The 24,156-nt window shown below is 63.2% G+C and carries 25 protein-coding genes; 23 read left to right on the top strand and 2 right to left on the bottom strand.

All coding sequences use genetic code 11. The features are described 5' to 3' along the window. The first annotated feature begins 13 nt into the window (after positions 1-13). The 11 genes from A1351_RS10305 to A1351_RS10255 all read left to right on the top strand — a co-directional run bounded on the left by A1351_RS10305 (position 14) and on the right by A1351_RS10255 (position 7,297). Positions 14-1,063 carry a flagellar hook-associated family protein gene (locus A1351_RS10305; protein WP_024879084.1) on the top strand — a complete coding sequence of 350 codons (1,050 nt, stop codon included), beginning with the start codon at positions 14-16 and terminating at the stop codon, positions 1,061-1,063. 27 nt (positions 1,064-1,090) lie between these two features. After that, positions 1,091-1,438, top strand: a complete 348-nt coding sequence (gene flaF, locus A1351_RS10300) for a flagellar biosynthesis regulator FlaF (protein WP_024879085.1) — start codon at positions 1,091-1,093, stop codon at positions 1,436-1,438. Positions 1,439-1,445: 7 nt separating this feature from the next. Further along, complete coding sequence (flbT, locus tag A1351_RS10295; protein ID WP_024879086.1) at positions 1,446-1,856, top strand: flagellar biosynthesis repressor FlbT; 411 nt, start codon at positions 1,446-1,448, stop codon at positions 1,854-1,856. A 12-nt stretch (positions 1,857-1,868) separates the two neighbouring features. Then, positions 1,869-2,282 (top strand): flagellar hook assembly protein FlgD, encoded by a 414-nt coding sequence (flgD, locus tag A1351_RS10290; protein ID WP_064032921.1) that lies wholly within the window; start codon positions 1,869-1,871, stop codon positions 2,280-2,282. Then, positions 2,279-2,545 (top strand): flagellar biosynthesis protein FliQ, encoded by a 267-nt coding sequence (gene fliQ, locus A1351_RS10285; RefSeq protein ID WP_024879088.1) that lies wholly within the window; start codon positions 2,279-2,281, stop codon positions 2,543-2,545. The genes flgD and fliQ overlap by 4 nt, the downstream gene beginning before the upstream one ends. Before the next feature lie 53 nt (positions 2,546-2,598). Then, entirely contained in the window at positions 2,599-4,683 is a 2,085-nt protein-coding gene (gene flhA / locus A1351_RS10280) for a flagellar biosynthesis protein FlhA (protein ID WP_026598004.1), read from the top strand. Further along, positions 4,680-5,435, top strand: coding sequence for a flagellar biosynthetic protein FliR (locus A1351_RS10275; RefSeq protein ID WP_024879090.1), 756 nt, complete (start codon positions 4,680-4,682; stop codon positions 5,433-5,435). Before flhA ends, A1351_RS10275 begins: the two co-directional genes overlap by 4 nt. 5 nt (positions 5,436-5,440) lie before the next feature. After that, positions 5,441-5,833: a hypothetical protein gene (locus A1351_RS10270; protein WP_245267235.1), complete on the top strand. Its 393-nt coding sequence runs from the start codon at positions 5,441-5,443 to the stop codon at positions 5,831-5,833. A gap of 43 nt (positions 5,834-5,876) precedes the next feature. Then, a complete protein-coding gene (locus A1351_RS10265; RefSeq protein ID WP_024879092.1) occupies positions 5,877-6,344 on the top strand; it encodes a rod-binding protein in 468 nt (155 codons plus the stop codon). Between the two features lie 85 nt (positions 6,345-6,429). Further along, entirely contained in the window at positions 6,430-6,813 is a 384-nt protein-coding gene (locus A1351_RS10260) for a hypothetical protein (RefSeq protein WP_064032920.1), read from the top strand. A gap of 16 nt (positions 6,814-6,829) precedes the next feature. Continuing rightward, on the top strand, positions 6,830-7,297 hold the full coding sequence (locus A1351_RS10255) for a flagellar basal body-associated protein FliL (protein WP_245267236.1): 468 nt from the start codon (positions 6,830-6,832) through the stop codon (positions 7,295-7,297). Between the two features lie 66 nt (positions 7,298-7,363). Here the strand turns inward: A1351_RS10255 and A1351_RS10250 are convergent, their stop codons facing one another. Then, a complete protein-coding gene (locus A1351_RS10250) occupies positions 7,364-8,032 on the bottom strand; it encodes a response regulator transcription factor (protein WP_024879095.1) in 669 nt (222 codons plus the stop codon). 242 nt (positions 8,033-8,274) lie between these two features. Between A1351_RS10250 and A1351_RS10245 the strand changes: the two genes are divergently transcribed. The 12 genes from A1351_RS10245 (at position 8,275) to A1351_RS10190 (ending at position 22,870) form a co-directional block, all read left to right on the top strand. After that, positions 8,275-8,826, top strand: a complete 552-nt coding sequence (locus A1351_RS10245) for a MotE family protein (protein ID WP_024879096.1) — start codon at positions 8,275-8,277, stop codon at positions 8,824-8,826. Beyond that, complete coding sequence (flgH, locus tag A1351_RS10240) at positions 8,823-9,548, top strand: flagellar basal body L-ring protein FlgH (RefSeq protein WP_024879097.1); 726 nt, start codon at positions 8,823-8,825, stop codon at positions 9,546-9,548. The genes A1351_RS10245 and flgH overlap by 4 nt, the downstream gene beginning before the upstream one ends. Before the next feature lie 19 nt (positions 9,549-9,567). Beyond that, positions 9,568-10,170: a flagellar basal body-associated FliL family protein gene (locus tag A1351_RS10235; RefSeq protein WP_024879098.1), complete on the top strand. Its 603-nt coding sequence runs from the start codon at positions 9,568-9,570 to the stop codon at positions 10,168-10,170. Continuing rightward, positions 10,167-10,901, top strand: coding sequence for a flagellar type III secretion system pore protein FliP (gene fliP / locus A1351_RS10230; RefSeq protein ID WP_024879099.1), 735 nt, complete (start codon positions 10,167-10,169; stop codon positions 10,899-10,901). The genes A1351_RS10235 and fliP overlap by 4 nt, the downstream gene beginning before the upstream one ends. A 261-nt stretch (positions 10,902-11,162) precedes the next feature. Continuing rightward, entirely contained in the window at positions 11,163-12,074 is a 912-nt protein-coding gene (locus tag A1351_RS10225; protein WP_024879100.1) for a flagellin, read from the top strand. A gap of 328 nt (positions 12,075-12,402) precedes the next feature. Then, entirely contained in the window at positions 12,403-13,314 is a 912-nt protein-coding gene (locus tag A1351_RS10220; RefSeq protein WP_024879101.1) for a flagellin, read from the top strand. A gap of 142 nt (positions 13,315-13,456) precedes the next feature. Beyond that, the gene (gene fliF / locus A1351_RS10215; RefSeq protein WP_024879102.1) at positions 13,457-15,106 is read left to right on the top strand and encodes a flagellar basal-body MS-ring/collar protein FliF; all 1,650 of its coding nucleotides are present in this window, start codon (positions 13,457-13,459) and stop codon (positions 15,104-15,106) included. Continuing rightward, positions 15,106-15,756: a hypothetical protein gene (locus A1351_RS10210; RefSeq protein WP_064032919.1), complete on the top strand. Its 651-nt coding sequence runs from the start codon at positions 15,106-15,108 to the stop codon at positions 15,754-15,756. The genes fliF and A1351_RS10210 overlap by 1 nt, the downstream gene beginning before the upstream one ends. Further along, entirely contained in the window at positions 15,753-16,850 is a 1,098-nt protein-coding gene (locus tag A1351_RS10205) for a flagellar motor protein MotB (protein WP_064032918.1), read from the top strand. Before A1351_RS10210 ends, A1351_RS10205 begins: the two co-directional genes overlap by 4 nt. Beyond that, a complete protein-coding gene (locus A1351_RS10200; RefSeq protein WP_064032917.1) occupies positions 16,847-18,007 on the top strand; it encodes a hypothetical protein in 1,161 nt (386 codons plus the stop codon). The genes A1351_RS10205 and A1351_RS10200 overlap by 4 nt, the downstream gene beginning before the upstream one ends. Before the next feature lie 2,558 nt (positions 18,008-20,565). Then, the gene (locus A1351_RS25315; protein ID WP_198162327.1) at positions 20,566-22,329 is read left to right on the top strand and encodes a flagellar hook-length control protein FliK; all 1,764 of its coding nucleotides are present in this window, start codon (positions 20,566-20,568) and stop codon (positions 22,327-22,329) included. Further along, positions 22,277-22,870 (top strand): transglycosylase SLT domain-containing protein, encoded by a 594-nt coding sequence (locus tag A1351_RS10190; protein ID WP_024879107.1) that lies wholly within the window; start codon positions 22,277-22,279, stop codon positions 22,868-22,870. The genes A1351_RS25315 and A1351_RS10190 overlap by 53 nt, the downstream gene beginning before the upstream one ends. A gap of 13 nt (positions 22,871-22,883) precedes the next feature. Here A1351_RS10190 and A1351_RS10185 read toward each other — a convergent pair whose 3' ends face one another. Next, complete coding sequence (locus A1351_RS10185) at positions 22,884-24,068, bottom strand: hypothetical protein (protein ID WP_024879108.1); 1,185 nt, start codon at positions 24,066-24,068, stop codon at positions 22,884-22,886. Positions 24,069-24,156: the final 88 nt, after the last annotated feature.

The raw sequence follows: 24,156 nt of genomic DNA, 5'->3' as shown, positions 1-24,156 counted from the left end.
AACGGACGGACAAATGGTCTCGATCACCTCGACCCAATCGCTCACCAATGCGCTGCGACGGTCTGTCCTCGACGTTCAGACGCAATTGTCGAAGACTCAGGCGGAAGTCTCGACCGGACGCCTCGCCGATATCGGGCTCGGCCTCGGCGCCGCGATACAGCAGGATTATTCCTACGGCTTTCACGCCGATGATCTCGCCGCGCTGACAGCGAGCAATAATGTCATCACGACTCGTCTCAGCGCGACGGATACGGCGCTGAGCTCGATAGCCAGCACGGCTCAGAACTTTCTGCAGACGCTGGTCAGCGCGCAATCGGGCGCCGGCAGCGATCCCGGCGCCATCAAGGGCTATGCCGAGACTGGACTGAAATCGCTGATCTCCGCGCTCGACACCAGCGTCGACGGCGTGCAGATTTTCGGCGGCGTCAACACCGCCGTCGCGCCGCTCGCTGACTACTTCTCCACTACTCCGTCGACCGCGAAGCAGTCGGTCGATCAGGCGTTCTTCGGCGCCTTCGGGGTCGCGCAAGGCGACGCCGGCGCGAGCGCCATCACAGATCAGCAGATGGCGACCTTCCTCTCGGGCTCATTCGCCGATCTGTTCTCTTCGTCCGGGTGGAGCAGCAATTGGTCTAGCGCGACCGATGAGACGGCGACGAACAGAATCTCCTTGTCGCAGACTTCCGAGACCTCTGTGTCCGCAAATGAGACATCGCTGCGTCAGCTCGCACAGGCTTACACAATGGTCGCCGATCTCGGCGTCGAATCTTTGAGCAGCTCCGCATATCAACAGATTCTCAAGACTGCATCTGCCACAATGTCTGACGCTATATCGGGGTTGACCAATCTGCGAGCGACAGTCGGCGTGATGCAGAAGGGCGTCTCGGATGCGAATGAATCGCTTTCGGCGCAGAGTGACATGATCAAGACGCAGATCGGCTCGCTCGAAAACGTCGACCCATATGAAGCGTCGACGCGGCTGAACAACCTGACCACTCAGCTCGAGACGTCGTACACGCTGACCGGAAAGATTCAGCAGCTGACGCTGTCGAAATATATCTGAGCGCACGAATGACCCGAAGAGAATCGCATGTATCGTAATGTCTATGCTCAGACGGTCGAAGACTCCCCCGCTGTGGCCCGCGGCCGAGAGCGCGCCGTGCTCGAGAGGGCGATCCGGCTGCTCGCGGTGGCCAAGGTCAAAGGGGTTCGAAGCAGCGAGTCGTTCGAGGCGACCGGGAACATGCGCCGAATATGGACCGTGTTCATCGAGGACCTCGGCAGCGACGGAAACGCGCTTCCCGAAGCGTTGCGAGCTTCGCTCATCTCGATCGGCCTGTGGATTCTTCGTGAGCTCGAGGCGATCGACTGCGGCAGGTCGGACAATTTCGACGGCGTCATCGAGATCAATCAGATGATCGCCGATGGACTGAGCTGAGGGCGGCATGAATATTTCGTTACGGCGGGGCGAGAAGCTCTATCTCAACGGCGCGGTGATCCGCGCCGACCGAAAAGTCTGCATCGAACTGCTCAACGACGTGACGTTCCTGCTCGAGAATCACGTCATGCAGGCGAAAGACGCGACGTCGCCTTTGCGACAGCTCTACTTCGTCGTGCAGCTGATGCTGATGTCGCCGAACGACACAGCGGCGGCATCGGACATGTGCCGCGGCATGCTGGCCTCGCTCAACACCGCCTTTCCCGATCCGCGAATTCTCAATGGGCTGGCGTTGGCTGCGAAATATGTCGAGGACAAGCGAATGTTCGATGCGTTGAAGACGATTCGTACGCTGTTCCCATTCGAGTCCGAAATACTGGCGCCGAGCGCGGCGCAGGACAGCGGCAAAGCAGCCTGAGGAGGCGATACAGTGACTGTGACCTCGACGACCTCCGTCACCAATGCGACCTCGAGCACGAGCTCGACGTCGTCTTCCAGCAGCTCGACGCAGACGCTCGGCTACGACCAGTTTCTGACGCTTCTCGTCACCGAGATGAAGTACCAGGATCCGACAAAGCCGATGGATCCGACCGAGACGGTTTCCCAGCTCGCCTCGTTTTCGTCGGTCGAGCAAGCGGTCAAGACGAACACGACGCTGACCTCGATCCTGAATTCCAATCTGCTCACGCAAGCCAGCTCGTTCATCGGCAAGACAGTGTCGTCTTCCGACGGCTCGACCTCCGGCGTCGTCGCCTCGGTCTCGACATCGAGTTCCGGCGTGACTGCGACGCTCACTGACGGCAAGACCATCTCTCTCGGGTCGGGCGTCACGGTGAGCGAATGAACGAGGCGGACGCGCTCGAGATCATGCAGCGCGCGATCTTCACCGTGCTCATTGTCTCGAGCCCGGTGGTCGGCGCCGCAATGGCGGTCGGCATCGTCATCGCGCTGCTTCAGGCCCTCACGCAGGTTCAGGAAATGACCTTGACCTTCGTGCCGAAGATCATCGTGATCTTCGTCGCGCTCGGGCTCTCTGCGCCGTTTCTCGGCGCGCAGATTCAAGCGTTCACTGATTATGCGTATTCGCGTATCGAAAAGGGATTCTGAAGGCGGCAGCGCCCGCGACGTCGCGGGGTGCGAGGAGCCGCTGGGAGCGAGAGATGACCGACGTCGCATTGGCTGGGGGCGCGCCCGAGGGACGCGTGAAGGACGTCGGATTCGCTCTGGCGATCATTTTCATCCTCTGCATTTTCTTTCTGCCGATTCCACCCTTCCTCATCGACATCGGCCTCGCATTCTCTATCGCGCTCGCCGTGCTGATATTGATGGTGTCGCTCTGGATCCAGAAACCGCTCGAATTTTCGGCCTTTCCGACGATTCTCCTCGTTGCGACGATATTGCGTCTCTCGCTCAACATAGCGACGACCCGCCTCATTCTCGGACATGGCGCGGAGGGAACCGCCGCGGCAGGCTATATCATCGCCGGCTTTTCCAAATTGGTGATGAGCGGCGACTTCGTCATCGGTCTGACGGTCTTCGCTATCATCGTAACGGTTAATTTTTTGGTCATCACCAAGGGCGCGACGCGTATCGCCGAAGTTGGCGCGCGTTTCACGCTCGACTCGATTCCCGGCAAGCAGATGGCGATCGACGCCGATCTCTCGGCCGGGCTGATCGACGAGAAGCAGGCGCAGCTGCGCCGCCGTGAGCTGGAAGAGGAGAGCTCCTTCTTCGGCTCCATGGACGGCGCGTCGAAATTCGTGCGAGGCGACGCAATCGCGGGCCTCGTGATCCTCGCGGTCAATATTTTCGGCGGCATCGTCATCGGCGTCACGCGCCATGGCATGCCTTTGTCGAACGCCGCCGATGTGTTCACCAAGCTCTCGGTGGGCGAAGGTCTCGTCTCGCAAATTCCCGCGCTCATCGTGTCGCTGGCTGCAGGCCTTCTGGTGTCGAAGGGCGGCACACGGGGCTCGACAGAGCAAAACATCGTTCGGCAGCTCGGCAATTACCCGAAGGCGCTCTATGTCGCCTCGTCTCTGCTGTTCGTGCTGGCGATGATGCCGGGTCTGCCGCTCACTCCGTTCATGATGCTCGGCGGCGCCATGGCGTTCGTCGCCTATTCCACGCCGAAGCAGGCGGCAAAGCTCCGCGCCAGCGAGCAAGCCAAGAAGGCCGAGGACGACAGGCGCGCGCAGGCGGAAGCCAAGGATTCGATCCGGGAATATTTGAAGACGCCGGGCGTCGAGCTTTGTCTCGGCAAGCAGCTGTCCGCCCGTCTCCTGATGTCGCAGGACGAGCTCGCGCATCGCGTCGGCAAGATGCGGCGCAATTTCGCTCGTCAGTATGGATTTGTGATTCCGGAGATCAAGCTCACCGACGATCTCGCGCTGAAGCAGAAGAGCTATCAGATCAAGATCCACGGCACAGTCGTCACCACGCAGGAATTGCAGCTCGGGCAGCATCTCATCATCGTCGGGCAGGGCCGCCAGCCCGATCTTCCGGGCGATGAGACGGTCGATCCCGCCTTCGGTCTCAAGTCGTTCTGGATTCCCGATGCGCTCGTCGCCGAGGCGCGGCGCGAGGGATTCGAGCCCGTCGATCCGATTTCCGTGCTGCTCACGCATCTTTCGGAAGTGCTGCGCAATAATCTCTCCCAGCTCTTGTCCTATCGCGACGCGCGCATGCTGCTCGATCGTCTCGAGCCCGAATATCGCAAGCTCATCGACGAGATGGTGCCGAATCTCATCTCCAATTCCGGCCTCCATTCCGTGCTCAAGCTGCTGCTCGCCGAACGTGTGTCGATCCGCAATCTCGATCTCGTTCTCGAGGCGGTCAGCGAGGTGGTTCCCTATGCGCGACGCGCCGAGCCGATCGTGGAGCATGTGCGGACGCGGCTGGCGCCACAAATTTGCGGCGAGATTGCAGTGAACGGGACGCTCGGCGTGCTGCGGCTCGGCGCGCGTTGGGACCTGTTCTTCCATGAGAGTCTCCGCCGTGACGCCAAGGGCGAGATCGTCGAGTTCAACGCCGATCCTTCGCTCATCGAGCAGTTTGGCCAGGAGGCGGGGACTGCGATTCGCGAGCGCATAGAGCGCGGCGATGTATTTGCGGTGGTGACGACGCCAGAAGCGCGGCCTTATGTAAAAATGATCGTCGGCCGTCTCTTTTCGGCGCTTCCCATTCTTTCGCATCTCGAGATCGCTCGCGGCGTCGAGATCAAATCGCTCGGGACGATTTCGTGACGGCGGGGCTGACGAGCGTCGTCACGACGCTCTTCGTGCTGTTCTGCAGGATCGGCGGCTGCATCATGACGATACCTGGCTTCGCGAGCCAACGGGTGCCGGTGCGCGCGCGGCTGTTTATCGCCATCGGATTGACGGTCGCTTTGGCGCCGGCGCTCGCGGATGTCGTCACGCCAGTGGTGGCGAACGCTACGCCGGGCGGCGTGCTCTTCGTCGTAATCGGGGAGCTTGTCATCGGCGTGCTCATCGGCTCGATGGCGCGTCTTTTCTTCTTCGCGCTGGAGACGATGACGACAGCGGCGGCGATGACGACCGGGCTCGGAAATATATTGGGGTCGGCTGTGGAGGAGGCGGAGCCGCTTCCCGCCATGAGCTCGTTCATCATGCTCGGCGCGACGACTTTGGTCTTCGTGCTCGATCAGCATTGGGAGATGATTCGCGGCCTCTTCGCATCCTATTCCGCGATTCCTGTAAGGGATGGAATGCCCGCGGACGGAATGTTGCGGGAATATTCGAATGTGCTGTCCCAATCGTTTCTGCTCGCGCTGCGCATCAGCAGTCCGTTTCTTTTGTTCGGCTTCATCGTCAATCTCGCCTTCGGCTTTCTCAATCGCATGACGCCGTCGGTCCCCGTCTATTTTGTTTCGACTCCGCTGCTGATCGGGCTCGGCATCTATTGGTTCTATGTGATGGCCGATGATTTCTTCACGGCTTTTTCCTCGGCGTTCGGCGCTTGGCTCTTGTCGGGATAATGGCGATGAATTGGAAAAATCAGCGGCGGATTCTCGCAGTCCATGAGCAATTGCATCGCATCGAGGTGGGGCGCCTGTCTCAGCTCGAGCGAAGGGCGCGCGAATTGAAGGAGGAGGAGACGCGAATCGTCGAATGTCTCGACGGAAATCGCAATTTGATCACGCTCTTTCCGGAAGTGGTGCTGCAAAGGCTGAAAGCCAATATTCGCCAGCAGCAGGAGCTTCGCAAGGAGGTCGATCGGCAGACGAATGTGACCTTGGAGCAGGCCAAGCGCGTGAAGCAGGCGGAACGCCTCGTCGCCGACGCTCAGATGGAGCGGGACCGCGCGATGGAGCTGGAGGCGTTGCGCGAGGTGATCGAGCATTGCACGACGCCGCGCGACTTCAGCGCGCCGTAAGTCTGCTCATGTAGAAAATTCGCTGTCGAAGGATTGGAGACCGATGTCGATCTTTCCCGCTACCGATCTCGTCACCGAAGTCGCCAGGGCCGCGGATCCTGTGCGTCGCAATGCGGCGGTCACGCGCCTCAGCGAAGTTTCTAACGCTACGCCGAGCAATGTCGATGGCTTTGCGGCCGTAGTCGCGGACAATGGCAAGGCGTCGCCCTCCGCGAAGCTCGCTGTCGCGGCGCCTGTGGTCTGGGATGGGACGGCAGCCGCGACGCGGGCGCCAATTCGGCCTGGCGAGGCGACGCAAAAGTTCGAGGCCTTCATCATTCAATCGTCACTGGAGACGATGCTTCCGAAATCGGAAAACGGCTATTTCGGTCATGGGACCGCGGGCGATGTGTGGCGCTCGATGATCGCCGAGCAGATCGGCGATCAGATCGCGAAAGCGGGCGGCCTGGGGCTGCGCAAGCTGCTCGATCACAATTTGTCTTCGAGCAATGAGCGCACAAAGACGTCGTGAGGTCGTCGGCGTTATCCGCGACTGTGATTGGAACCGGTTCGAATGGATATGGGACATGGCTGCGCATCGATATAGCGATGAGAGAATGAGTGGAACGCCGTTCCGGAGCGATCATGCACAGGAGGCGCGGCGTGCGGCTTTCGTCGGCTGCGTCGATCGATTGACGCGGCTGATCGAGCGCGAGACCGAGGCGCTGCGATCACGCGCCAATGTGGACTTCGAGGATTTCAACGCGCGCAAGACTCATGCGCTGCTCGAATTTTCGCGCGCCTCGCGGGCCTATGCGGCGCCGCGTTCGTCCGCGATCGAAGCGAAGGTCGAACTATTGCGCGCCACTCTGGTCGAAAATGGAAAGCTGCTGGAACGGCGCCTTCGCGCGATGCGAGAGATTGCCGGCATCATGATCTGCACGATCGAGATGGCGGAGTCCGACGGAACCTATTCCACGAGAGCATCGGTGGAACGTTGATTTTGGAGCCCTATCGATGATGCGCATGGTTTTGATCGGGATCTGGGCCTGCGTGGTGACGTTGGGCTCGACCTTCGGCGCGTCCTATTGGAAATCGCATCGCAGCGCGCCGGGGGAAGCGGCGCAGCATGCGGAAAAGCTCGAGGTGAAGAAGGTCAAGCCGATCACCGTTCCGATCATCTCGGACGGGACGCTGAAGGGCTATATTTCGGCGGAATTCGCTTATGTCGTCGAGGCGTCCAACAAGGGAGGCCATGGCGGCGGCGGCGCGCCGGTCGATGCGGACAGCTATGTGATGGATGAGGCGTTTCGTCGGCTCTATGCCGACAACAACCTCGATTTTCGGCGAATCGAAAAATACGATCTCAATTCGCTGACGAAGGAGCTCACCAAGAGCATCAACGAGAGGCTGGGCGGCGAGCTCGTGCGCGAGACATTGGTCAAGAGCTTCGCCTTCGTCCCGAAGGACGATATCCCACACTGAAAAAAGGCCGGCCGGCGTAACGCCGGCCAGAGCCTTTCTCTCAATTATCGAAGCTTAGAACGCTTTTCAGCCGACCATCATATAGCCGAGGAAGCGTTGCGAATCGATCGGGTCATAGCCGAGGCGCGCACGCAGCTTCTTACGCAGCTTGCTCACATGGCTCTCGACGACATTCTCCTCGACCACATCGTCGAAGAGACCGTAGACCGCGTTGAAGATTTGCGACTTGGTCAGACGGCGCCCGCGATTCATCACGAAATATTCGAGAATCCTGCGCTCGCGTCGCGGCAGGTTGAAGGGCTCTCCGCGCACCAGTGGATCGCGGCCGTCGAAGAACACCTGCATCGGCCCGACCACCGCATGATCGCGACGTGTCTCCGCACGGCGACGAATAGCGTAGACGCGCGCGAGAATCTCTTTCACGTGAATCGGCTTGCGGACGACGTCGTCGACGCCGGCCGTGAACAGCCCGAGCGTCTGCTCGAGAGACGGCGCCTCGTTCATCGCGATGACGGGCGCCTGAGACCGCTTGCGAATGAGCTTCGGCAGCTCTTCGCGCTCCGGGCACTCCCCGATCAAAAAGGCCTCCACGGCGAGCATATCCGTCTCGACCGCGGAGTCGACCCAATCGATGAACTGCCCGGAACAGAACCCCGCCGAGGAGATTCCCTCCTGGCCGAAGTGGCGCGCATACCCACTCGTCACCAGTTCACGCTCATCGACGATTATGAACATTGCCGTCCCCTTGACATCTGTCTCGCCCTGGCAATCTGCGCGAATCACTATACGGACTACTTAGCCGCATCGATTCCGCGGCGTCAACGAAATAGTAACCAAATAAAGTAATGCTTTCTTTACCAGCCTGTGTCCGCGGTGTTCGCCGCGCGCTGCGTCTCGAGCAAGCCACACGCAAGGCGGATCGGTCAGCCTATGGTTCGTCGAACATAGACGTCGAGCCAGACCCCGGGCCAGATCCAATGTCAAATTTGCGAAAGGCGCTTCCGCTCGTCGCCGCGGCGGCGTTCGTCTCATGCGCCTTCGCCGTCGGAGCGGAGCAGAAGAAGGCGGAGCCTGTCGCCAAGGAGGAGCCTCCGCGGGCGCGAGAGGCGCGCGCCGCGCCGCCGCCTCCCGATGCGCGCCAATATTGCGCCGATATAGCCGCCGCCGCCGGCGCCGCTCGCAATGCGCGGCAGGAGAAGGAGCTGCTGGATATCGAGCAGCGAATCGCCAAGCGCACCGCGGAGCTCGAAGCCAAGCGCGCGGAGCTGCAGGATGTGCTCGATCGCTACGACACGCTGCTGAAGCAGACCGACGAACGGCTCGTCTCTATCTATGGACGCATGCGGCCGGAAGCCGCCGCCGCGCAATTCGCGAATATGGAGGAGGACATGGCGGCGGCCATGCTCATGCGGCTGCAGCCAAAGCAGTCCAGCGCGATTCTCAACGAGATGGAGGCCTCCCGCGCCGTCGTGCTGACCAAGAAGGTCGCCGCTCTGTCGAGCCTCGTCGGCGGCGGAAAGAAGCAATGAAGCGGCTTGCTATAGCGATCGGCTCGGCGCTGGCGCTCGCCGGATGCGCCACGGACCCGCGCGACATCGGGCGCGAGCCACATATGAGTCCCGTCGGCAGCGGATTGTCCGCTTATGACGATCAGCTGCCGACCGGCTCGACGCGTCCGCCGGCGCTCGGGCCGCAGATGCGGCTGGACGAGAACAGGGTCAATCTCTATCGCGATGTGCGCGCGATGACCGTCGGCGATGTCGTCACCGTGAACATATCTATGGACGACAAGGCGGTGCTCGGCAATTCGACCGATCGCTCGCGCGATTCGAAGGTCAAGACGACCTGGTCGTTTCTGTTCGATTTCCTCGCTGGCGCGTCATCCGCTCCGCCGGAGCGCAAATGGACAGGCACGGTCAATAATGATCTGCAGTCGAGCAGCTCGACGCAGGGGCAGGGGTCGATCAACCGCTCGGAGCAGATTCGGCTTTCGGTCGCCGCCGTCGTCACCGCGGTTCTGCCCAATGGCAATCTCATGCTGCGCGGGTCGCAGGAGATCCGCGTGAATTACGAGCTGCGCGTGCTGACGATCGCCGGCATCGCGCGGCCGCGCGACATCGGCAAGGACAATATGATCTCCTACGACAAGATCGCCGAGGCGCGCGTCTCCTATGGCGGACGTGGGCGATTGACGGAGGTGCAGCAGCCCGCATGGGGCCAGCAGGCCTACGACATATTCGCGCCGTTCTGAGATAGGAAGGGGAAGGAACGTGGCCGCGCCGTCTGGCACCACCACCGCCGCCGAAACGCATTCGTCGTCCTCCGGTCAGCTGGCGCTCGCGCTCATCGTCGCGACGGTTCTCGGCGCCGGAGGCGGGGGCTTCCTCGGCTTCACGCTGACCGGCGATCCGTCCACGGCCGCCAAACCCGCCGAGCCGGCGCCGGCCGAGAGCGCGGCGCCGAAAAAAAGCGCGGAGTCCGCCGATAAGGGGCATGGCGCGCAGGGACATGGCGGGCAGGCGCATGGCGGACATGGCGCCGCCGCGCCGAACGAAGGCGCGAAGGATGCGCCGCAGGCGAAGATGAAGCTCAAGGAGCTCGCGCCGATCGTCACCAATCTCGCCCTGCCGGAGACCGGATGGGTGCGCCTTCAGGCGTCGATCGTCTATGATTCCCAAGCCGTGCCGCAGCCGGACATATTGATCTCGCAAGTGACCGCGGACATCGTCGCCTTTCTGCGGACGATGACGCTTTCCTCGCTCGAGGGCTCGGACGGGCTGCGGCGCCTGCACGAGGATCTGACGGATCGGGCGGCGACACGTTCGGAAGGTCACATTCAGGAGGTCATCATTCAAGCCCTGGTCGTTCAATGAAGCGCGCAGCCGCGATCCTTCTCCTCCTCCTCCTTGCGCCGACCGCCGCTCTGGCGCAGGGGTTCGACCTCAACGCACTGCTGCCCGCAGGAGGCGGCGCGGCTAGTGGCAGGATCGTGCAGATCCTCGTCCTGTTGACGGTCCTCTCCATCGCGCCGGGCCTGCTCATCATGGTGACGAGCTTCACCCGCTTCGCCATAGCGCTGTCGTTTCTGCGCAGCGGCTTGGGGCTGCAGAGCACGCCGGCCAATCTCGTGCTCATCAGCCTCGCTTTGTTCATGACCTTCTATGTGATGGCGCCGACTTTCGACGCGGCCTGGAAGGACGGGCTGAAGCCGTTGATGGACAATAAGATCACCGAGGTGGAGGCGTTCGACAAAATCTCGCAGCCGTTCCGCAAGTTCATGATCGCCAATGTGCGCGACAAGGACATCAAGCTGTTCGAGAATTTGACCAAGGACAAAGGGACGACCGGAGATTACGAGAAGCTCGGTCTCCAGGTTCTCGCCCCCGCCTTCATGATCTCCGAGCTGCGTCGCGGCTTCGAGATCGGCTTTCTCATCGTGCTGCCCTTTCTCGTCATCGACATGGTCGTCGCGGTGATCACAATGTCGATGGGCATGATGATGCTGCCCCCGACCGCGATCTCCTTGCCGATCAAAGTGCTGTTCTTCATCCTCATCGATGGGTGGAATCTCCTCGTCGGCAGCCTCATCCGCTCCTACGGCTGAACCAGCGTCCCAGGGAGCGCCAAGCCGGCAGCGCGGCTCCAAATCCCTGTTAGCCCTTCATTAATCGCATTTTCCGCGATTTGTGGCGATCCTGCGCCCTACGTGTAATATCCGATTGTCCGGCGCGGCTATGCGAGACCGCAGGCGCGCCGTCGACAGAGTTCTTCGGATAGGGCAGGGCGCCCAAGGCATGATGCCGCTTCCGTCGAGCCGGTGAGTTTCCGGGATGTCGCGTTCACCTCATCCAAGGATCGACGAGTCATGACCAGCATTTTGACCAACGCCTCCGCCATCACCGCTCTGCAATCGCTGCGCTCGGTCCAGTCGTCTCTCGCTTCCACGCAGAAGGAGATTTCGACGGGCCTGAAGATTTCTTCGGCCACTGACAACGCCTCGACCTGGTCGATCGCTCAGACGATGAAATCCGATCAGGGCGTTCTCTCGACGATCAGCGACTCGCTGTCGGTCAGCTCCTCTGTGCTCAACGTCGCTACGGCCGCGGTGACCAACGCCATTTCGGTCGTCAACAACATCAAATCCGCCGTCGCGCAGGCCGCTCAGCCCGGCGCGGATCTGGCCAAGATCGGCACGAGCCTCACCGGTCTCAGCGATCAGCTCAAGAGCATTGTCAGCTCGGCGAATTTCAATGGCTTGAATCTGCTCGACGGCTCGCGCAGCACCTTCAACTCCATCGCCTCCTATAGCGACGGCACCGGCACTTCGGCCTCGGCGCTGAACACGATCAACCTGTCGGTCTCCGCCCTGATCGGCGGCGGCGGCGCTTCTCCGGCGGTCGCGGCCGGCGCGGGCATATTGGAGGCCGCTCAGGCCACCGGCGCCACCGCCGCGACGAATTTCACGAGCCTGTCGTCCTCCGACGTCGCTTCGAGCTCGACGATCACCGACACTCTGTCGAACGCCGACAAGGTGATCGCGGATCTGACGCAATATGCGTCGAAGATCGGCGCGACGCAGACCAGCGTCAATGGACAGGCCGCCTTCGTCAAGACGCTGAACGAAGGTCTGACGGCGGGCGTCAGCTCGCTGGTCGACGCCGACATGAACGAAGCTTCGACCCGCCTGCAGGCCTTGCAGACGCAGCAGCAGCTCGGCGTCCAGTCGCTGTCGATCGCCAATCAGAACAGCCAGATCATCCTGCGCCTGTTCCAGTAATACGCCACTCTCCAAACCCGAAAAGAAGCCGCGCCCTTCGGGGCGCGGCTTTTTTTGTCGCGCGTGCGCGGCGGACGCTTTGCCCGTTTAGACCTTTATTAAGGTTATCTAGTTAGGTTAACCACCGTGCAGGCTGTGCTGTAACCGTCGAGACCGGAACGGTTTCGACGGGTCGTCGAGTGGATTGGCTCCCGCGATGTGGCGCTCCGCCGATGATTGCTTCGGATAGGGCTCCCGAGCCCAAAGGCATGATGCCGTTTCCGTCGAGCCGGTGAAATTCCGGGATGCCTTTCGTCACTAGTTTCACCCCAAAAGGGATCGATGAGTCATGTCCAGCATTCTCACTAACCCCTCGGCTATCACGGCCCTTCAGTCGCTGCGGGCGACGCAGCAGGCGCTTGCGAGCACCCAGAAGGAAGTTTCGACCGGCCTCAAGATTTCGAGCGCCACCGACAACGCCTCGACCTGGTCGATCGCCGAGACGATGAAGTCCGATCAAGGCGTGCTGTCGACGATCGGCGATTCGATGACGGTGAGCTCATCGCTCCTCAACATCGCCCAGACCGCCGTCACAAATGCGATCTCGGTGCTCAACAATATCAAATCGGCGGTCGCGCAGGCGGCGCAGCCCGGCGCAGACACGGCGAAGATCGGCACGAGCCTGACCGGCCTCAGCAATCAGCTGAAGAGCATCGTCGCCTCGGCGAGCTTCAACGGCCTCAACATTCTGGACGGCTCGCAGTCTTCCTTCGCCTTTATCGCCTCTTACACGGATGGCGGCGGCTCGACGGCTTCGGCGCTCAACACGATCAATCTTACGGCGACCGCGCTGATCGGCGGCGGCGGCGCGTCGCCTGCGGTTGCGGCCGGCTCGGGCATTTTGGAAGCTGCGCAGGGAACGGGCGCGACCGCGGCGACCGATTTCACCAATCTGTCGACGACGGACGTCTCCTCGAGCTCGGTCATCACCGATTCGCTGACCAACGCCGACAAGGCGATCTCCGATCTCACCAAATATGCGGCGCAGATCGGCGCGACGCAGACGACGATCACCGGTCAGGCCGCCTTCGTCAAGACGCTGAACGAAGCCCTCACCAATGGCGTCAGCTCGCTCGTCGACGCCGATATGAACGAGGCGTCGACACGCCTGCAGGCTCTGCAGACCCAGCAGCAGCTCGGCGTCCAGTCGCTGTCGATCGCCAACCAGAACAGCCAGATCATCCTCAAGCTGTTCCAGTGACGATTTCGACGATCCGAGCAAGGGTCTCGCCGCCGACGGCGAGGCCCTTCCTCGTCTGAGCCGAGACGATCGGCAAAGTTCGCGCAAGCCACCGCCTGCACATTGGGGAACCGCATCGCGTCAACCCGATGAAACGCCCCCGATGGATCGCCTTATTCAGCTGCGAGACAATCTGCTCGGACTTGGTCCCCGCAAGCTTGCCGCACTCGCTATGATCTTTGTCCTCGTCCTGGCGGTGACCGGGGTCGCGGCCTATTATCTCTCACGTCCGAATTTCGAGGTGCTCTACGCCGGCCTCGATCGAGAGGATGTGAGCCGCATCGGCGCCGCGTTGAAATCGAACGGGACTCCATTCGATATCAATCCCGAGGGCAACGCCGTCTCGGTCCACTACGGCCAGACCGCGCAAGCGCGCATGATGCTCGCCGAAAGAGGCCTGCCTCAGAGCGCCAACGCCGGCTACGAGCTGTTCGACAAGGTCGGCTCGCTCGGCCTCACCTCCTTCATGCAGGAGGTGACGCGCATACGCGCGCTGGAAGGCGAGCTGGCGCGAACCATTCAGCTGATTCGCGGCGTGAAGGCCGCACGCGTGCATATCGTGCTCGCCGACGAAGGCTCGTTCCGCCGCGCCAAGCAGCCGCCCTCCGCCTCCGTCGTCATTCGCACGGAGAGCCCCGACGACTCCAAAGCGGCACATGCGATCCGCCATCTCGTCGCCGCATCCATTCCCGGCATGACGGTCGATCAAGTCACAGTGCTCAATACCGACGGCATGCTGCTCACGACCTCCGAAGGCGATGAGAATGACGCCGTGCCCGGCAAGACGCTGACGCTCGAGCGCACCGTCGCCAAGGATATTCAGGACAATATCCGCCGTACCCTCACGCCCTATCTGCGCTTGTCGAATTTCCAGGTGAGCGTGCGAACGCGGATAAACACGGATCGCAAGCAGACCAATGAGACGATCTTCGATCCCGAGTCGCGGGTCGAGAGATCGGTGCGCGTCGTCAAGGAGAATTCGACGTCGCAGAACAACAGCACCACCGGATCCACCGGCTCGGACCGCAATATTCCGCAGGACAATAAGCCGTCCGCATCCGAGGGCAAGCAGTCCAACGACGAGAACAAGAAGAACGAGGAGCTCACCAATTTCGAGCTCTCGTCCAAGACGATCACCACGGTCAGCGGCGGCTATACGGTCGAGAACATCTCCATCGCCGTTCTGGTCAATCGCGCCAGCCTCGGCGGTCCCGGCAAGGATGCGCCGAAGCCCGATGCGGTCGAGCGGCAGATCAAGGAGATCGAGCAATTGGTTTCGACGGCCGCGGGCCTGCACAAGGAGCGCGGCGATACAGTGAAGGTTTCGGCTGTCGAATTCATGCCCAATGAAAACGATATGGGTCCGGTCGAGGCGCCGGGCTGGGCCGACGCGCTCACGCATCAGCTCGGCTCGGTCATCAATGCTCTGGCGCTGATCGCCGTCACTGTGATGCTCGTCATCTTCGGCCTGCGTCCCGCGACCCGTGCGCTGCTCGCGGAGACTCCGAGCGCGGCGCTCGCCGAGAATGCCTCGCCGATGCTCGACCTCGATGGAGGCATAGAGCTGCCCTTCACTCCGCTCGAGGCGCCAGAATTCACAATGGCGGCGGCGATCGATACGGGGCTGATCGAGGATATCGCCGATCAGGAGACGTTCACCCAGCAGAAGCGGCTCGAGCAGCTGATCGAGGCCGATGAGATGCAGGCCGTGGCGATTCTGAAGCAATGGATGTATGCGGAGGGACGCGTTTGATGGCGCGCTCGGTCGCCTTCTATCTTCCTTGTTTCGACGAGCAGCCGAAAATCCTCGCGCCCGAGCCGTCCCCGCTCGCCATCGAATTCGACGAGCCGGAGCCGGCGATCGATCTCCCAGAGCCCGAGCCGGAAGATATCCGACCCGTTCTCACCGATGAGCTGCGCGAGCAATTGCTCGAGGAAGGGCGCGCCGCCGCCAGGGCCGAATGCGACGAGATGATCGCGCGCGAGCGCGCGGCCGTCGCGCAGCGGCTAGAGGAGGAGCGGCGTCGCTGGTCGCGCGAAGAAGGCGAGCGGCTCGGTCGTGAATTTCGCGACTCGCTCGGCCGCTACTCCGCGCGCATCGGCGAAGACGTCGAGCGCATTCTCGAGCCCTTCGTGGTGCGAGAGATCAGAGAGAAGATGCTCGTCGCCCTCATGGACACTCTGCGCATTCTCATCGCCGATCGGGAAAATCCGGTGATTCATCTCAGCGGACCCGTGGATCTGCTCGAGGCGGTCTGCGCCAAGCTCAATGGCGAGGATATCGCCACGAAGATCGAGGATGTCGGCGGCGTCGACGTGCGTGCGCGTCTCGACGCCACGACGATCGAGACCCGCCTCGGCGAATGGATGGCGCAGCTGCGCGAAGGGGATGACGCCGCATGAGCGATCACGAGGAAAGCGAGATCATCTTCATTCGCAAGAAGCATGGCGATGAAGAGGAAGCGCATCATGGCGGCGTCTGGAAGCTCGCCTTCGCCGACTTCATGACAGCTATGATGGCCTTCTTTCTGGTGATGTGGCTCATCAATTCCACATCGAAGGAGACCAAGGCGGCGATCGTTCAATATTTCAATCCCGTGCAGCTCATCGACTCCAACCCCGCGCATAAGGGGCTGCGTGATCCTGCCGAAGCGGGGCAGGGAAAGAGCCAGCAACCCAGCGCGGCGCCGGACAAGGGCGCGCCGGCCTCGGCGCCGCCGGCTTCCGCGGAGAAGGACAGCCCACAGCGCGAGGCCGCGCTCCTTTACGACCCGATGTCGACTCTCGACGAGATCGACAAAAAATCGGCGCAGCCTTCGTCCTTCGGCGACCCCTTCGATCGCAGCGCCCATGGCGTCGGCTATGTGGACGAGCGTATCGAGGACAGCGGCTCGCCGGACAAATCGCCGACGGCCGAGCCGCTGGAAGCTCCGCGCGCAAAGCCCGCGCCATCGACGTCGCAGAGCAAATCTGCGGCGCAGCCTCCGCGCGGGGCGGCTTCGGCGCAAGGGGAGGACAAGAAGGGCGACGCAACGGCCGCCAGTGTGAAGGCCGCAGTGGAGAAGGTCGTGAAAGCCGAGCTCGCCGCATTGCGCGCGGCTCCGCATGTCGAGGTTGCGGAGACGTCCGAAGGGCTGCTCATCAGCCTCACGGACGACGCCGCATTCTCGATGTTCGCCGTCGGCTCCGTCGAGCCGCGGCCGCAGGCCGTCCGCATCATCGGCCAAATCGGCCAGCTCCTCGCCAAGCAGAGCGGCGAGATCGAGCTGCGCGGACACACGGACGGTCGATCTTATAAATCGGCGACCTATGACAATTGGCGTCTCTCTTCCGATCGCGCCAACATGGCCTATTACATGCTCGTGCGCGGCGGGCTTCCCGAGAAGCGCGTGGTGAAGATCGCCGGCTATGCCGATCGTCGGCCGAAGACTCCCAAAGAGCCGCTCGCGGCGGTCAATCGCCGCATCGAAATCTTGCTGCGCAGGAGCGATCGGTGAGGATATTCGCGCGAGCCGTCATTCTCGCCGCTGGCCTGAGCTTCGGTCCGGCATATTGCGCCGAAGCGGGCGAGCTCACCGAGCAGGTGCGCGCGCTCAACACTTTGCAAGGGTCGATGGTGCAGGGCGCGGCCGGCGCCCGTGGCGCGATTCCTGCGCAGATCGAGCGCATAGAGCAGGTCGTCGCTTCGCTCGAAGCCGACGCCTGGAAGGAAAAGAGCAATTCTGTCGCCGCAGCGATCTTCCTGTTCTGCGGCGGCCCATCCCGCTCGATCCGCAAAATTCTCGACGCCCATCTCGTCCCCGATGCCGAAACGCCGCTCGTCGCCGGCGCCGTCGCCTATGCGGAAGGCCATAATGACGAGGCCGCCAAGCTGCTGGCGCCGATCGATGCGCGAACGCAGTCCGACACGCTCGCCGCGCATCTCGCATTGATCCAAGGCGGATTGCTGATCGGCTCCGATAGAGCGAAGGCGCGCGAGCTGTTCGATCTCGCGCGTTTGCTGATGCCGAGCTCCCTTGTCGAGGAGGCCGCCCTGCGACGCGAGATGTCGATCGTCGATGTGACGCAGGATCCCACAAAATTTCTCGTGCTCGGCCGTCGCTATGGCTCGCAATACGCAAGATCGCCTTTCTCCCGCAATTATTGGGACGAAATGCGCGCCGCGACGCTGCGCGCGGCCGCCAATGGCGACAATTCCCGCTTGAGCGAATTCCGCGGTCTGCTGAAAGGCGCCTCGCCAGGATTGCGTTTCGAGACGCATATGGGCGTCGCGCGGCAAGCGATTCTGAGCGGCCGTGTCGCCCTGGCGACGACGGAGACGCAATATGCAGGGCCTCTCGCAGACACGCCCGCCGCCCGCGCGCGCGTAGAGCTCTATCGCGCTGCGATCGCCGGGCTCACTGGTGAGTTCGAGACGGCGGAAGCGGAGTTCCAAAAAATCGATCCGAGAATTCTGCCTTCGGCCGATGTCGAAGTTCGCAACATCGTGACCGCCGCGATCAGCCGTCTTCAGGGCGTGACCGACGGCGTCTCTTCCGCCGCGGCGACCACGCCGGCCCAAGAGGCGACGCGTCCCGATTCGACGGTCGAGCGCTCTGCGCAGCAGGCGTTGAGCGACGCCGACGCGCTGCTGCAGCGGGCGACACGCAGATGACTCTCGACGCTCTTTTTCCCAATCTTCAGACCGCACGTCTTCTTGCTCGTCAGACCGACGCGGCTTCGTCCGGGCAGCGTGATTCTGACGGCGCGGACGCCGATCAATTCGCTTCGCTGCTCTCCGATCTCGACGATCGAAGCACTGTCTCTGCGCGCCTCCCTGCCGCGGAAGCGATGGCAGATCATAGGGTGTCGGATTCCGAGGAAGCTGCGGCCGCTGAGGCGACGAGCAATGCGGCGCCGCAGATGCTGGCTTTCGTCGCGGTCCCGGCATTCGACATGAGCTGGCGGCCCGCTGTCGATGCGCAATCGGCGCCGGCTCCATCCGATGGCGCATCCATCGATGAGACAGCGGTGCCGATGCGCGAGGAAGCGGGTGGATCACGAGCGGATAGTGGCGCGAACGAGGTTGCGCGCCGTTTCTCCGCGCCCATGTCTTCACCGCGACCGAGCACGATCGAGTCCGGCAGGCGTATCGCGGACAGCGCTGGTCCTGACGCTTCGCCGCCGGCACGGACGTCGGATGCGGCGCCCTCGTTGCAGCAGGCCGACAAAATCGATCAGGCCGTCGAGCCGCGCGTCTGGTCTTCCGGCGTTGTGTCGACGATCCCATCGACAACTGGCGCTTCCAGCGGACTCTCCGACATGGCTTCTCAGTCGACGCCAGCGGCGTCCGCGCAAGCCTCCGTGGAGCGGCAGAGCGAAGCTCCGCTTGCATCCGCATCGCGGCCCGCCTCTTCTTTGCGCTCCGACTCGACAGCCGGGCGGAGCGTCATCGCTTCGGCGGCCAATGTCATGATGTCGCGCAATCTCAGCGGCCGCGCATCAGACGACGAAAAAGCTGTTGTCGCCACGACGCCCGATCCACGCAGCGCTCCGGTTGCGGCTGTCTCGTCGGGGCTAGCGCCCGCCGCGGCCGCGCCGCAGCGAGACTCGTCCATGGTTGGTGCGACGAATTCGCAAACGCCGCCGATCGAAGCGCCTCCGTCGGTCCAATCTGCCGCGCGAGAGGCCACCGGGCCGCAACCGGTCGCTGCTTCGGCAGTCGCGACTTTGGTCGCCGAACCTCTGCGCGTGGAAGCCTCCTCGCGTGCGAATTTCGTCCACGTCGATGCGATTGTTTCGGCGCCGTCCACGGGCGAGGTGAGCGCAGAGCAAGGAACCGACAATCGTGTGTCGGCGCGCCTCATCGGTATCGATTCAGAGGTCCCGGATTCATCGGCGCCGACAGAAACTATCGACATTCGACGTGCGAGCCGGCCGGTATCGGGCGATAAGATGTCCGCCACTTCGCTCGGCGCGTCGATCGCTCAGCTAGGCGTATCACCCACAGCGACGCCGCAAGCGACATCCGTAAGATTTGCTTCGCCGAACGACTCGCCGTCATTTTCGACGCCCATCGTGATGCTCGGGGCCGGGCGCTCATCGGCAATAGAAGCGCCTGCCGTGTCGGAGCTCGCCGCTTCCGCGCCCGTCCCGAATGACATTTCGGCGTCGCTCGACGAGATTGAGGCGACGACGCAGAGACAGCCGCTTCCGGCCTCCGCATCGCCGTCCGCGGAAACGTCGTTCGCGCCGCGAGCCGCCGCCGTGGATGCGCGCCTGGATTCCGTCGCATCGTATGATCTGGATCGTGCTCCCGTGCGGTCGGCGTCGTCTGCGCTCGAGATGCAGACGCAGACCCAGTCACTCGCGCGAAGCTCGGACGAGAGCGCTCTGGAGGCGCCGATCGCTCGCACGAGCGCATTCGCGCCGTTCGATTTGCGTGCTCCCGCGCGTCCATCAGCTCCCGCGTCTTCGCAAACCAATGCGCCAACTCCAACGGCGGACCCCGCTGCAACGCTTTCCTCGGCGCAAATCGATTCGGCTAGAGGCGAGAACGCTTACGCGCCATCCGTGTCATCGAGCCCCGCCTCGGCGCCTCGCGCGGCGCAGACATCCTCGGATGACAGCGCTCTTGCAGCCGCTGATCGATCTTCGGTCGCGCAGGGACGGCGCGCCGCGGTTGCGCTCTCGTCTGTCGATTTGCAGGGAGACGCTTTCGCAGCGGCTGCTCCGCGTTCACCAGATGTCGCGATCGAGGAGAGATCGTCCGACTCTCCAGAATCGACGCCTTCAGTCGCCTCCAATTTTGGCGCTCGGTCGTTCGCGCCCTTCGAGCTTCGCGGCGATGTGGCGCCGTCGGCTTCCGATCTCCTTCGGCAGGCTCGATCGACGAGCGTTTCTTCGCAATCCGAGCTCGCGCCCTCGACGTTCTATGCGGCTCCTGCTCCTGATATGCGCGGGAGTCCGTCCGACGATCTCGGCGGCGTCTCAGTCGCGCAAGCAGACAAAACGAGTGTCGTCGCTCCGTCGGCGCGCATCGAGATCGGTCCCTCGGCCTCAGCTGTTTCGCCATACGAAACGCCAACGACGTTGACGCCGTTCGATCCGCGTGACCCCGTGGTTGAAGCTGTTCCGACTTCGACGCGCGCTTATACGCGCGCTGCTTCGCCCAGCACGGAAATCGCCGCCGACATCGGCGCACGCTCTACCTCGGACAGCGCCGAGCCGACTGTGCAGGACACATCAACGCGCGCGGCGGCGTTCCAATCGCGCGCCTATGGCGAGGTGACGACCGCGGACGCTTCCGCCCGTCGGCAGGCGACGTCTTTCGAAACCTCTGATCGTAGCCGAAGCGATGTTCCTGCGACATTGGTCGATGTCGATGATCGGCGCTCGGACTGGATGGGGACGACGAGCGCCACATCGACGCGCGCGTCCAGTTTCACCGGCGGAACGTTGGATCGAAGCGCGCAAGTCGACCGAACCGCTCGCGCCGCGACCGAGGCGCCGGTTGCGGATACGTCGAGCCCGTCGCTGTCGATGCTGCAGCAGGATGCGGCGACCGCCGACACGGCCGCGTCGCAGCGAAATGTCGCGACCGCAGCTACCACACCCGATTCGCAGATTTCGAGCGAAAGGCGCCGTTCGACGCCTGCCGCGGACGTCGCTCGGTCCGTCGCCGCCGCATCGCGCGCCGCGCCATCCCCTGCTGCGAGCGCCGCAGACCCCAGCGTTCCGCAGCAGGTTGTGCGGCGATCGTCGGATGCCGGCGCCTCGCAGTCCGCGCCGACTCCCGCCTCGAGCGCGCCTGCCGATCGTGGGCGAGCGCGAGATCTTTCTTTCATAGAGTCGATCGACGATCGCGCGCCCGCATCGGCGCTGGCGGATCACATCCAGAGCGATGATCGAGCGCCGGCCGCATCGACAGGCGCGGCGCAGATCCAATCCTCTTCGGCTCCCGCCAGTGGCGATGCGCCGCGCGCGGCCATCGTTGCGTCGGGCGCCGCGCCGACCGCATCCGCGCCACAGCGCGATCGTATGAGCGCCGTTCGGTCGAGCGATCGAATCTCGGCCAATGATCGGCGCGCGAGCGCATCGACCGTGGCGGAGTCCGTCGATCCCACCACTGTCGCAACTTCATTCGGCGATGCGCGCAGCGTGGAAGCCGCTTCATCCAGCGGCGACGGAAGTTCGGATCGCCGCCCCGCGGCGGCGACCGCCGATCGGCCGGCGCCGTCCGTCGAAATGAGAGCCGCGACATTCGACGCGCGTGACAATGTGGCGACGCCGACGACAGCGTCTGCTGTGACGGGCGATGCGCCGAATGTCTCCGCAGCGCCGAGCGCGGCGACGGTCGATGACGGAGCAGGCGCCGCTGCGCCGGAGCCGATCGGAACGCTCGCCATTCTCGCGCCTGCGACACAATTGCCGACGGCTTTCGCCGAGCTGCTCGCGCCGCAAGCGCGCAGCCTGATCGCTTCTGCTTCTCTGGCGCCTTCGGCTACGGTAACGGCGGCGCCCGCCGCGAACGTCGGCGAAGCGCAGCGGCAGAACGTTGCGCCCAAAATTCTGACCATAGAGCTCGAGCCTGCGGCGCTCGGCGCGGTCACTGTGAAGATGAAGCTGGCGCATTCGGGAATAGACATGCGCATCAGCGTCGAATCGACCGAGGCGCTGCACCGGCTCGATGCGACGCGCGAGAAGCTCGTCGAGGCGATGCAGTCGTCCGGCTGCACCATCGACTCCTGCACCATTCAGATCGGCCAGAGCGTCGCCGACGCCGCCAATGCGCAAGCCGCGTTCGATAATGGCGGCGCCTTTGCGCAATCGGGCGGAGCCGGACGCGAGGAGCAGAGCGTCGGTCGACAGGGAGCGGGCTATGGGGGATCGGGCGGTGAGCGCAGGCAAGGCGCGGGCGCGGAGAATGGCGAGCGGGGGCCGAATGGCGAGCCTCGCCGCGTCGCTGATCGCCGTGGCGGCGACGTCTATCTGTGAGGCGCACGCCGAGGGCCGGCCGACATCGAGCAATATTTGCGAAAGGGAGATGATCCGCGCCTCCAATGAGAATGCGGTTCCTCTCGCAGTGCTCTATGCGGTGGCGCTCACCGAGACCGGGCAAAAGGGCGCGCTCAACGCTTTCGCGATGAATGTCGAGGGGCGGGCGGTGTTCAGCGCCGATTTCCGCGAGGCAATGATGCGATTTCTCGCGGCGAAGCGTTCCGGCGCCGTGCTCATCGATATCGGCTGCATGCAGGTCAATCATCACTATCACGGCGCGCGCTTCGCCAGCGTCGAGGCGATGTTCGATCCGCGCGCAAACGTCGATTATGCGGCGCGCTTTCTCAAGGATCTTCACAAGCGGGAAGGGACATGGACCTCCGCCGTCGCGCGCTATCACGCAGGGCCGAAGAATGCGCCGGCGCAGAAGAGCTATGTGTGCGCGGTGATCGCCAATATGATCGCCAGCGGCTTCGGCGCCTGGACCGACGCCTCGCGCGATTTCTGCCGCCCGCGGCGTGAGGCCGCGTCGCGCTGAGCGGGGCCGGCGCTCAGCGTCGCTCGCCCTCGACCGCGGCGCGATGCAGATAGGACGCGAAAGCGTCGAATATCTTGCGCATCTGCGGCGGCTTGTAAGGGAACACGTCTACGGGGTCCATGTCGTGGACCAGCAGCGTGTGATCGACCTTGAAGACGACCAGCTCGCCGCTCTCCGTCTCTGCGCAATCCACGCCGAAATAGGTGAGGCCGACGCATTCGACCAGCGCCTCGAAGGCGCCGGAATGGCGCGTCACGAAGTCGGTGTCGAAGGTCGCGAAGAAATGCTCCTCCTCGCGCCGGCGCCGCAGGTCTGCTTCCATTCGCGCATCGACATAGGAGCCGTTCCAGCCTTCGGAGACCGCGAGATGGCAGGCGTAGGGGCGCCGGTCGATAAACAGCAGGCGAATTTTTCGATAGAGACCGTCCTGTCCACGGCAATCCACGAATGGCGACACGAGATAGGCCCGGTCCGAGCGCTTCCCGAGATAGAGGCCGAGGCCGAGCGCCGTGTCGACTTTCTCGGCGCCGCGCTCATTGCGCTGCTCGATCGCGCGGATGACGATCGGAAAGCTTCCGTCGGCCTCGCTCGCCTCCGCGACGTCGCGCAGCTCGTTGTGCAGCATGCGACGCAGATTTGGCGTGCGCAGCCCGGCTTCCGTCAGATTGGCGGCGAGTTCGATCGGCTCCAGCATGGAGACGCGGCCGGGAAGGTTGACGACCGGCGTCGGCCAATAGGCGAGCAGATCCTCGAGCTCGGCGAGCAGGCGACGATTGAGGGTCGTCGCCGCGATCGCGACAAAGGCGAGATCATGATCCGGCAGGACGGTGGGCAGCTCGCGGCCGGGCATCACATAGACCATCGTCAAGGCGATGTCGGAGCCTTCCAGCAGAAATTCGAGCGGCGTGTTGGCGCCTATGTCGGCGGCGGCGACGAATGCGAGAACGCGCAATCTCGGATTGGCGCCGCAGCAGGTGCTGCGGAACACGCGCTGCTTGCTCAGCGCCATGGCCTGCCGCTTCAATCCGGTCGCGAGATTGCCCTCGAGCTGATCGATGACCGCGAGATCCATCAGCGCGCCGGCGTGGTTCGGGTCGCGCTCGCACATGCCGAGCAGGCGGCCGGCGACACGGCTCAGATCGACGCCGGCGAAAGCCAGCCGCGTCAGCTTGGCGAGGCCGATCGGCAGCGCATTCATGGGATCCGACGATTGCTCGATACGCATAAATTCACCGTCTGTCCGCTCCGATCGCTCAACGGAACTCGGCGCATCCTTCGCCATCGAC

Origin of the sequence: Methylosinus sp. R-45379 (assembly GCF_001644125.1) — a bacterium.
In the GTDB taxonomy this organism is placed as follows: domain Bacteria; phylum Pseudomonadota; class Alphaproteobacteria; order Rhizobiales; family Beijerinckiaceae; genus Methylosinus.
Note: the sequence above shows the minus strand (reverse complement) of the source record. Positions and strands in the feature narration are given on the sequence as shown.

What these genes read in the sequence shown, in the direction of transcription:
- A1351_RS10305 (WP_024879084.1), top strand. Translation starts at nt 14, where the DNA reads ATGGTCTCGATCACCTCGACCCAATCGCTCACCAATGCGCTGCGACGG.
- flaF (WP_024879085.1), top strand. Translation starts at nt 1,091, where the DNA reads ATGTATCGTAATGTCTATGCTCAGACGGTCGAAGACTCCCCCGCTGTG.
- flbT (WP_024879086.1), top strand. Translation starts at nt 1,446, where the DNA reads ATGAATATTTCGTTACGGCGGGGCGAGAAGCTCTATCTCAACGGCGCG.
- fliQ (WP_024879088.1), top strand. Translation starts at nt 2,279, where the DNA reads ATGAACGAGGCGGACGCGCTCGAGATCATGCAGCGCGCGATCTTCACC.
- flhA (WP_026598004.1), top strand. Translation starts at nt 2,599, where the DNA reads ATGACCGACGTCGCATTGGCTGGGGGCGCGCCCGAGGGACGCGTGAAG.
- A1351_RS10270 (WP_245267235.1), top strand. Translation starts at nt 5,441, where the DNA reads ATGAATTGGAAAAATCAGCGGCGGATTCTCGCAGTCCATGAGCAATTG.
- A1351_RS10265 (WP_024879092.1), top strand. Translation starts at nt 5,877, where the DNA reads ATGTCGATCTTTCCCGCTACCGATCTCGTCACCGAAGTCGCCAGGGCC.
- A1351_RS10260 (WP_064032920.1), top strand. Translation starts at nt 6,430, where the DNA reads ATGAGTGGAACGCCGTTCCGGAGCGATCATGCACAGGAGGCGCGGCGT.
- A1351_RS10255 (WP_245267236.1), top strand. Translation starts at nt 6,830, where the DNA reads ATGATGCGCATGGTTTTGATCGGGATCTGGGCCTGCGTGGTGACGTTG.
- A1351_RS10250 (WP_024879095.1), bottom strand. Translation starts at nt 8,032, where the DNA reads ATGTTCATAATCGTCGATGAGCGTGAACTGGTGACGAGTGGGTATGCG.
- A1351_RS10245 (WP_024879096.1), top strand. Translation starts at nt 8,275, where the DNA reads ATGTCAAATTTGCGAAAGGCGCTTCCGCTCGTCGCCGCGGCGGCGTTC.
- flgH (WP_024879097.1), top strand. Translation starts at nt 8,823, where the DNA reads ATGAAGCGGCTTGCTATAGCGATCGGCTCGGCGCTGGCGCTCGCCGGA.
- fliP (WP_024879099.1), top strand. Translation starts at nt 10,167, where the DNA reads ATGAAGCGCGCAGCCGCGATCCTTCTCCTCCTCCTCCTTGCGCCGACC.
- A1351_RS10225 (WP_024879100.1), top strand. Translation starts at nt 11,163, where the DNA reads ATGACCAGCATTTTGACCAACGCCTCCGCCATCACCGCTCTGCAATCG.
- A1351_RS10220 (WP_024879101.1), top strand. Translation starts at nt 12,403, where the DNA reads ATGTCCAGCATTCTCACTAACCCCTCGGCTATCACGGCCCTTCAGTCG.
- fliF (WP_024879102.1), top strand. Translation starts at nt 13,457, where the DNA reads ATGGATCGCCTTATTCAGCTGCGAGACAATCTGCTCGGACTTGGTCCC.
- A1351_RS10210 (WP_064032919.1), top strand. Translation starts at nt 15,106, where the DNA reads ATGGCGCGCTCGGTCGCCTTCTATCTTCCTTGTTTCGACGAGCAGCCG.
- A1351_RS10205 (WP_064032918.1), top strand. Translation starts at nt 15,753, where the DNA reads ATGAGCGATCACGAGGAAAGCGAGATCATCTTCATTCGCAAGAAGCAT.
- A1351_RS10190 (WP_024879107.1), top strand. Translation starts at nt 22,277, where the DNA reads ATGGCGAGCCTCGCCGCGTCGCTGATCGCCGTGGCGGCGACGTCTATC.
- A1351_RS10185 (WP_024879108.1), bottom strand. Translation starts at nt 24,068, where the DNA reads ATGAATGCGCTGCCGATCGGCCTCGCCAAGCTGACGCGGCTGGCTTTC.